This is a genomic window from Guyparkeria sp. (assembly GCF_046545975.1).
In the GTDB taxonomy this organism is placed as follows: Bacteria; Pseudomonadota; Gammaproteobacteria; order Halothiobacillales; family Halothiobacillaceae; genus Guyparkeria.
Window position 1 is genome coordinate 1 of record NZ_JBKGYT010000073.1, and the last position, 8,859, is coordinate 8,859.

An 8,859-nucleotide genomic window follows, 5' to 3' on the forward strand; every position below is an offset into this window, starting at 1 on the left:
GGTGGGTGTGGGAGCGGCTGTCCTGTTTTCGGACTGGCAACCACCAACGTCCCCTGGCAAGGAAATCCCGGTCGGGACACGCGCCTATAGCGGGTTTCGCCCGCCGGGCACTGTGGCTCCATGGCCGGTCACGCCTTCTCGGCGCAGGGGCGCTCACGCGATCACAACACGATCCGCACCCGCCTGCCCCGAAACTCGATCTCCCCGTCACCGTCCCCGTCTGCCGTCACCCGCAACACGTGGGGATCGACGAACACGGCGTCCATGCGCAGCGACCGGCGGGTCCGCATGCGGTAGCCATGGCAGACTCGCCACGGGGCACATCGCGGCTACGCGTGGCCTCCCCCGGCGGCACGTAGAGCAGGAACGGCCGACCGGCCTCGGCCTGCACCGTCTGCCCGCCTTCGGTGACCTCGTGCAGGGGCGCATCGAACGCGCGGGTGCGGAACGTCCAGGCGTGGTGTTGCCGGCCGTCGGCGCGATAGCGCAGTTCGACGCGGTATGCCTGTCCCCAGCCGAGCCGTTCGCCGGGGAACAGCACGAACTGGTGCGCGGTCAGCAGGCCGTGCGGGTCGTTGTCCTGCTGGCGCTGGACGATCGCCGGTACCTCGCGCCCCGTCTCCTGCTCGAACAGGCGCAGGCTCACCGACTCCGGCGGCTCGCTGAAGTGGGCGGGGTTAAAGCCGACCGAGACCGGGTAGCCGCTGAAGTCGTGTTCGGGCAGCGGGTCGGGCTGCTCGGAGTGGAACACCGGCGGGACGTCCTCGGCCCCGTCGCCGGCCGGGACGGCGGAGCGTGATCCAGGCGGGTGTGTATCGGGGGTGGCGAGCTAGCCGGCAACCATGTCCGGCCGGTAGGGGCAGGCACGGTTGCGACCGGCCTCCTTGGCCGCGTACATGGCCGTGTCGGCCTGCTTGAGCAGGTCCTCGTCATCGACCGGTTCGTCCTGCGGGTAGAAGCTGTACCCGGCCGAGGCGGTGACCTGGACGGGCTTGCCGTCGATCACGCGCTCGCGGGCGGCAGCCTCGACCAGGCGGGCGATGACGGGTTCGGCGGCCGCCGGCTCGGTCAGCGCACCCAGCACCACGACGAACTCGTCGCCGCTGATGCGCGCCAGCGTGTCGACCTCGCGCAACTGGGCGGCGAAGTCCTTCGACACCTCGATCAGCAGCCGGTCGCCCATGTCGTGGCCGTAACGGTCGTTGACGCCCTTGAAGCCGTCGAGATCGAGGAAGACGACGGCCAGCACGCCGCCCCTGCGCCGCGTCTGGGCCATGGCGTGGCGCAGCCGGTCGGCCATCAGCACGCGATTGGGCAGGCCGGTCAGCGCATCGTGGCTGGCACGGTGTTCGAGCTGCTTCTGGTAGGTCTTGAGATCGGTGATGTCCGAGGCCAGTGCCATGTAGTTGCTGGGGTGCCCATCGGCGTCCCGCACCAGGCTGACGGTAAGCCGTTCGGCGAACAGGCTGCCGTCCTTGCGCCGGTTCCAGAGCTCGCCGGTCCAGTAGCCCTTGTGCCGCAGGCGCTGCCACATCCGGCGGTAGAAGGCTGCGTCCTGTTTCCCGGAACGCAGGAATGCCGGCGTCCGGCCGATCACCTCGTCGCGTCGCCACCCGGTCATGCGGACGAACGCGGCGTTGACGTCGACGATGTGCGCGTCGAGGTCGGTGATCATGATGGCCTCGCGGGCATGCACGAACACCGAGGCGGCGAGTTGGAGGTCCTGCTCCATCCGCTTGCGGTCGGAGATGTCCTGATGCGTGCCCCACATGCGCAACGGCCGGCCGTCCCCGGTCCATTCCAGCACCCGGCCGCGGCTGAGCACCCAGACCCAGTGCCCGCCACGATGGCACATCCGCATCTCGCAGTCGTAGTAATGCGCCTTGCCGGAAAAGCAGGCCTCCAGCATCCGGTTGGACTTCTCCAGGTCGTCGGAATGGACCAGGCCTTCCCAGGTGGCGATGGAGACCGGTTCCAGCTCGGCCAGACGGTAACCGAGCATCTCTGCCCAGCGCTCGTTGAAGTGGGTCTCGCCGGTCTGGACGTTCCATTCCCAGGTCCCCGTGGCCGTTCCCTCGATCACGTTGGCCAGGCGCCGACGCTCCTCGGCCAGCGCGGCCTCGGCTCGCACCCGCTCGGTGACGTCGTGGATGATCACGAAGAAATGCTTCCTGCCGTGTCCCACGCCCCTCATGGACGTGGCGTGCGCCTCGACCTGGCGGGTTTCCCCGCTACGCAGTCGCGCGGTGTATATCTCCCGATCGGCCTCCGGTAACGGCCCGCCTGCACCGTTCCCCTCCACCCAGATGTCCGCCAGCGGCCGGTCGATCAGCTCGTCGCGTGACCAGCCATAGAAGCGGGCCGCGGCCCGGTTGGCATCCAGCACCGTGCCGCCCTGGAAGTCGACCAGCAGCATCGCGGAGTCATTGTCCTCGAAGAACCGCCGGAACCGCTCCTCGCTGCGACGAACGGCAAGATGCCGCATCAGGAGCGCCAGGGAAAGCAGCAGCACCAGTGCGGCGGAAACGCCGAGAATGACCGCCTCGACCCGGTACTGTGCCCACAGCTGGCGCCAGGTGATCCGGTCGGCTCCTTCGAAGGGCGGCAGTCCGAGCGAGCGGGTCAGCCGCTCGACGGTGAGGTAGTCGGCCGGCGGGCCGAAACCCGCCAGCCCGGTCTGTCGGACGACGGCCTCGTCGGGCTGAAAACCGAACAGCGCCGCGGCGATCCGCCGTTCGGTTTCCGCGTCCACGTGTGCCAGCGTGACCAGCGGCCATTCGGGATAAAGCCGTGTGGAGACGCGGTAGGGGAATGCCCCCAGTTCCTGGGGTTCGACCAACTTCAGGGCGTCCGCGGCCAGTTCGCCCCCGTCGATCAGTGCCTCGAGCAGCCCCGTGCGCACGAACCCGACCTCCGCATCGCCGGCGAGCACGGCATCGATCACCGCGTCATGGTCGTCGACGAAGTGAAAGTCGGCGCGCTCGCGCAGGTCCACCCCGACGTCGAGCGCCTCGCGCAGCGGCGCCTGGTAGCCGGCCAGGCAGCACGTTCCCGGCGAGGCGATCCGACGACCATCCAGGTCGGCCAGGGTCTCGATATCGTCCGAGTCCGCACGGGCGATGATCGCACTGCCGAGACTGCGGGTTTGCTGCTCGCCATATCGCGAGATCTGCGTCGCCAGCACCCCGGAGAGCGCGTTCTCGCTGCGGACGATCTCGTAGTGCGTGGGCGAGGTCAGCAGCAGGTCGATGGCGTTGCGCTGCAGGGCGTCGTCCAGCGCTTCGCGCGAGAGAATCCGCAACTCGACATCCCGATCCGCGATGGTCCGATCGAGGTGCTCTGCCAGCGGTTCGTAGCGCTCCTGCATGACCGCCGCGGGGCGCACGGCCAATACGCCCAGGACCATCGGCTCGGCCGCGGCGCTCGCCAGCCCCCAGGGCAGGCCGAGCAGGAACACGAACAGCGCCGGCAGGCCTTGCCGGACCCGCTGGCAGAAAGACTTGCCGAACCGGGCCCGCGTCACCGTATCCGCTCCGGCGGAAGATAGGCACCGCTGTACCAGCCGTCGCTCAAGCGGACCTCGCCGACCAGCAGCTGCTGCAGCTGATCGGCGGCCGCGGTGAACCGCGACTCCGCCGCCAGGTAGCGATCGTTCGCCAGCCGGTTCGGCAGCCGTACGCCACCGAGGGCACGCCGCACCACATCGGGGCCGACGGACTCGGCCTCGCTGATCCGGTAGACGGCATCCTGGCGGTTCGTGCGCAGGTGGTCGAGGGCCCGGAAATGCGCGGCGATCAGCGCCCGGAGGGTTTCCTGCGCACCGTCGATCCGGTCGCGACGGACCGCCAGGACATCGAAGATGGTGTCGGGGAAATCCCGGCTGTCGAGCAGGCGTCGGGCACCATCCTGTTCGATCAGGCTGGCGGTGGGTTCGTAGCTGACCAGCGCATCGACCTGCCGGTCCCGCCATGCCTCGAGGTGCCGGTTCACCGGCAGGTCGATGATCTCCAGTTCGTCGCGCTCGAGCCCCGCCTGCTCCAGGATCCGGTCGAGCAGCATCCCGCCGACGCCCGAGGTTTCCACGCCGACGCGGCGGCCGGCAAGCGATGCGATGTCCCGTATGGACGAACCGGCCAGCAGTGCGTCGGCACCGGCCGAGACATTGAAGACGAGCACCACCTGCAGGTCCAGCCCCTGCGCCCGCGCCCGGATGACCTCGTCGAGGGTCAGCGCGGCCGCGTCGGCGCGGTCCGCGCGCAAGGCATCGAGCGAGGCCGAGGCCGATTCGCGGCGCGTGACGGAGACGGCCTCGGGCAGCCAGTGCAACTGATCGGCGATGAGAAACGTCTCGTAACCGATCCAGGGGTGGTAGGAGACGCGCAACGGGCCATCCTGCCGGCAACCGGCGAGAAACGCCGTGGCGCCGAGGCTCCCGAGGGCCAGCGGGGTCAGGATGAGAAAGCGACGGCGATCCATTAGGTGGCGGAGTCCTTGCGGGTCATCGGGCGACCATGCGAGAAGTGGGCTTTCGCCCGCACAGGCCCAATGTATCAATCCACGCTTTCGGGGCAACCCGCCGCGGTTCGCTTTCCCGATTCCGCCAAGTGTCGAGATTATAATCTTTCCCGGACGTCGGGACACGGCTGCGGAATTCACCTCACGAGAGCCCCCCATCCGGCATGAGGGTCTAGGCTTTTGCAAAGGGTACTCGGTCACGCCCCGTGGACGAACAAAATGTGGCGACCAACCATCCTACGACAGGCGGGGGAAACCAAGTCGAGATGAAAACCAAGGCACTTCTGGCAACCATGGGCCTGCTGGCTGCGACAATCGGCGGAAAAATCGCCATGGCGGCAACCGACACGACCACCTTCGAGGTCACGGCCACAGTGGAAGACGCATGCGCCGTATCGGCCACTGACCTCGCTTTCGGTACCTACGACCCCAACGCCGGGGATCTTGACGGCACCTCCACCATTACCGCTTCCTGCACGGAGGGAACCTCCTACGACATCGGACTGGATACCGGCGAGAATGCCGATGAAGCCGACGGGACGACTCGGGCAATGGTAGGTGCCTCTGCCACCACCAGTCATCTGTCGTACGAACTGTACTCCGACTCGGAACGCACCACCGTGTGGGGTGATGAGGTCGGAACCGACACTGTCAGTGGCACCGCCTCGGAAGCCGAGGACGAGCACACCGTCTACGGGCAGATTCCGGAAGGCCAGTTTGTGACGGCCGACAGCTACAGCGACACAATCACGGTGACCATCACCTACTGAACGAAGGACGAACCATGTCATCAGGAAAGAACCATTGGATGCGTCTTATCGCGCTCTGCGCCATCGGCGGCCTGGCTACTGCCGCCGGCGGCTTGGCTACTGCCGCTCAGGCCGCAGATCTTTCCGTCAACCCGGTGCGCGTTACCCTCGACAGCCCGCAGGATATCGGCATGATCCGCATGGAGAACCGGGGTAGCGAGCCGGTGGTGATGCAGGCTTCGGTCAAGGACTGGTCGATCGAGAATGGAACAGACCGCTACCGGGATACCGAGCAACTCGTGGTCACGCCGCCGGTGTTCACCGTCGAGCCGGGTGAAAGGCAGGTAGTTCGCCTGGGACTGGAGAATCCCTCCCCCGCTTCCACCAAGCAGGCCTACCGGGTCTATTTCGAGGAAAGTGCGGCGCGTCCCGCCGAGGACGGCTCCGACGGCGCGGACGGCACACAGGTACGCATCAACCTGCGCATCGGTATCCCGGTATTCATCGCCGCCGAGGAGGCGGGCCAGCGTTACACTTCCTGGCAAACTCGCCTGGATGCCGACCAGCGACTGCTGGTTCGGGGAGAGAATCGAGGAAACATGCCTCTGCGCACCAGCCAGGTGGCCGTGCTGGACGACAGCGGTGCCGTGCTGGCCGAGCGGGAGGGACTCGCCTATCTGCTGGCAGGCACCCAGCGTGAATGGGTGTTCGATCTTTCCGAAATTGACGCCGAACCCCATCTGGTCCGGGTCCGGACCGAGGAAGGTGTCGTGAAAACCCCGCTGGACGGTCGATAGACTTCCATGAAGTGGCGGTTGCCGGCCGCCGCCCTGTTGGGTGTAACGCTTTCGGCGGCCAGTTCGATCGTCGGCGGTGCCCGCGGTGACGACTTCGCGACACGGTTCTTGGACCTGTGCCTGAACGAGACATGCCGGGACCAGCCCGCACGATTGCTCCAGTCCCCGCAAGAGAGCCTGCTGGCCGAAGCGGAAACGTTCCGTCGCTGGGGCATACGGGTGCCGGACGCCCAGCCGCTACGGCACCACGGCCGAGACTATTTTCCCATCGATGCCCTGCCGGGTGTCGAGTATCACGTCGACCTGTCTCGTCAGGCCCTGGTGCTCGACGCCTGGGACCCGGAATCCCACCCCGTACAGAAGCGCAGCGCGCGGACCGACACCGTGCCGCTGTCCGACCCGTCTCCGGGCGGCTTTCTCAACTACGATCTGGTCCACGAGAATGGCGAACGGACGCGCTCGTTAGTCGAGCTGGGCGCCTTCGGTCGGCACGGCATCGTCACCACCACGTTGCTGGCGCCCGACCTTCAGGAGGAAATCAGGCTCATCCGGCTAGACTCCGCCTGGCGTCGCGACTCGCCCGACCGCCGACACACGATGGTCATCGGCGATACCCGTTCCCGTACCGGCCGCTGGGGGCGGTCGGTACTCTACGGCGGAATTCGCTGGGGGACCAACTTCGACCTTCAACCGGACTTCGTGAGCTTTCCCCTGCCTCGCGTCACCGGCGAGGCCACGCTGCCAACCGAGGTCGAGGTCTACGCCAATGACCGCCGGCGGTTGCAGCAGCAGGTCGACCCCGGGCCATTCTCCATCACCGATATCCCCGTCTCGACCGGGGTCAACGAGGTGCAGGTGGTGATGAACGACACCCTGGGTCGTCAGCGCACGGTACCCGTTTCCTTCTACACCAGTCCTCGCCTGTTGCGGGAAGGACTACACGACTACACCTACGAGGCCGGATTCATCCGGCGGAACTACACGCGGCAAAGCAACGACTACGGCCGGGCATTCGGCGCCGCCACCCACCGGCTGGGCCTCACCGATCGGCTGGCCGGGGAGCTTCACGGGGAATTGCTGGCCGATCAGGCTACCGTCGGGTCGAGCATCGACTGGCAGGTCTCGCCCCGTCTCGGCGTGCTCAGCGCTAGCGTGGCCATGAGCCACAGCGAGCATGACGGCGACGGGGCGCTCTGGTCACTGGGTATCGACCGGCAGGGGCGGAGATTGAGCTACGGTCTCAAGACCACACGCACCACCCCGGACTTCCGGCAACTCGGACTCGGCGAAGATCGGCTCGCCCCCGCGGCTACCGATACCGCCCACGTGGGGCTGCGTCTTCCATGGAAGGGCTCGGTGTCACTGCGGTACGTCGGACTCGAGCGGCGGGACGGACGCGACAGCCGGACCGTCAGCCTGTCCACGTTCCACGGACTGGCTCGGGGAACGACCCTCAGCCTGTTCGTCAACCGGGAACTGGAGTCCGACTCGCTCTACCTCGGACTGTCCCTGACCGTGGCACTCGGACAGCGGCGCAGTGCCAGTGTCCACCACAGCCGGGACGAGGACGGATCCGGCACGCGCCTGGCGATGCAGCAGAACCTCCCGCGCGGGCCGGGGATCGGTTATCGGGTGGAGGCCGAGAACACCCGCGGCTCCTCCCGACGGCTTCGCGGCAATCTCTCGGCCCGCTCTCCGGTCGGCGAGTACCGGCTGGACGCCGTTCGGCAGGCCGACGAGACCGATTATCGGGTGAGTGCCCGGGGCGGCATCGCCCTGCTCGGTGGGCGGACCTTCCTTTCCCGTCCCATCGACGAAAGCTTCGGCGTGGTCAAGGTGGGCGATTACGATTCCGTCCGGGTCTACCAGGAGAACCAGTTGATGGGTCGAACCGACGACGGCATGCTCTTCCTGCCCGACCTGCGCGCCTACGAGAAGAACCGTATACGCATCGAGCAGGCGGATCTGCCGCTCGATGCCCGCATGCAACGACCAGATACCCTTGCCGTCCCCGGGTATCGTCAGGGAGCCCTGGTGGAAATCGACGCGACACCCGCGCACGGGGCGCTGATCACCGTGCACGACGAACACGGCGATCCGTTACCCCCGGGCACCATGATCAGGATGGTCGGTGGAGGCGAGGCTTTTCCCGTCGCGCGTCGCGGCGAGGTCTGGGTCACGGGACTGAGGGAAACGACCGAAATGGAAGCCCGGTGGCAGGGCCGCCGGTGCACCTTCAGCGTGACCCGCCCGTCGGAGGCCGGCCCACTCCCCCGTATCGGCCCCGTCACCTGCCAGGAGAACAGACCATGATTCGAGCCATCCGCAACAGCCTTGCCGCCATGGGACTGACGGCGGGGTTGCTGCTGTCCCAGCCCGCAATGGCCCTGCTGGAAACCTGCGAAGTCAGTGCCACCAGCGTCGACTTCGGCATCTATGACCCGCTTTCGGGGTCAGAGACTCAGAGCACCGGCGAGATTGAGGTCACCTGTAGTCTTTTAGAGCTAGCAGAGGTTCTGGTCGAGTACGAAATAAAACTTAGCACCGGCGGTAGTGGCACTTATTTTCCGCGAGAGATGGAATCCGGCGCCAGTATCCTCGAGTACCAGCTTTATACGGATTCGAGCAGGACAACGGTCTGGGGTGACGGCAGTGAAGGCACCTCCACGGTTACGGATGGTTACCTTCTTGAAGTGTTAAGCGAAACGCGGACCTATCCAGTCTATGGTTCGATCCCGCCGGACCAGATGGTTGCCGCCGGAACCTACGGCGACACCATTACGGTCACACTGGAATAC

7 protein-coding genes are annotated in these 8,859 nt (G+C 66.7%); 4 read left to right on the forward strand and 3 right to left on the reverse strand.

What is annotated here, in order from left to right; translation table 11 throughout:
• Nucleotides 1-226: 226 nt before the first annotated feature.
• From ACLFMY_RS07250 to ACLFMY_RS07260, 3 genes are all read right to left on the reverse strand, one after another.
• Nucleotides 227-751 (reverse strand): hypothetical protein, encoded by a 525-nt coding sequence (locus ACLFMY_RS07250; RefSeq protein ID WP_410763946.1) that lies wholly within the window; start codon nt 749-751, stop codon nt 227-229.
• Between the two features lie 78 nt (nt 752-829).
• Nucleotides 830-3,523, reverse strand: coding sequence for a PAS domain S-box protein (locus ACLFMY_RS07255; RefSeq protein WP_410763947.1), 2,694 nt, complete (start codon nt 3,521-3,523; stop codon nt 830-832).
• Nucleotides 3,520-4,476, reverse strand: coding sequence for an ABC transporter substrate-binding protein (locus ACLFMY_RS07260; protein WP_410763949.1), 957 nt, complete (start codon nt 4,474-4,476; stop codon nt 3,520-3,522). The genes ACLFMY_RS07255 and ACLFMY_RS07260 overlap by 4 nt, the downstream gene beginning before the upstream one ends.
• Before the next feature lie 305 nt (nt 4,477-4,781).
• Here ACLFMY_RS07260 and ACLFMY_RS07265 point away from each other — a divergent pair, with 305 nt between their 5' ends.
• The 4 genes from ACLFMY_RS07265 to ACLFMY_RS07280 form a co-directional block, all read left to right on the forward strand.
• Complete coding sequence (locus ACLFMY_RS07265) at nt 4,782-5,285, forward strand: spore coat U domain-containing protein (protein ID WP_410763950.1); 504 nt, start codon at nt 4,782-4,784, stop codon at nt 5,283-5,285.
• Nucleotides 5,286-5,323: 38 nt separating this feature from the next.
• On the forward strand, nt 5,324-6,061 hold the full coding sequence (locus ACLFMY_RS07270) for a molecular chaperone (protein ID WP_410763951.1): 738 nt from the start codon (nt 5,324-5,326) through the stop codon (nt 6,059-6,061).
• 6 nt (nt 6,062-6,067) lie between these two features.
• Entirely contained in the window at nt 6,068-8,374 is a 2,307-nt protein-coding gene (locus ACLFMY_RS07275) for a fimbria/pilus outer membrane usher protein (RefSeq protein WP_410763952.1), read from the forward strand.
• On the forward strand, nt 8,371-8,859 hold a 489-nt coding region (locus ACLFMY_RS07280; RefSeq protein ID WP_410763953.1), incomplete at its 3' end, for a spore coat U domain-containing protein. The genes ACLFMY_RS07275 and ACLFMY_RS07280, both read left to right, overlap by 4 nt.

Bases quoted from the DNA above. Each gene is read 5' to 3' on its own strand.
- ACLFMY_RS07260 (WP_410763949.1), bottom strand. From the start codon at position 4,476: ATGGATCGCCGTCGCTTTCTCATCCTGACCCCGCTGGCCCTCGGGAGC.
- ACLFMY_RS07265 (WP_410763950.1), top strand. From the start codon at position 4,782: ATGAAAACCAAGGCACTTCTGGCAACCATGGGCCTGCTGGCTGCGACA.
- ACLFMY_RS07270 (WP_410763951.1), top strand. From the start codon at position 5,324: ATGCGTCTTATCGCGCTCTGCGCCATCGGCGGCCTGGCTACTGCCGCC.
- ACLFMY_RS07275 (WP_410763952.1), top strand. From the start codon at position 6,068: ATGAAGTGGCGGTTGCCGGCCGCCGCCCTGTTGGGTGTAACGCTTTCG.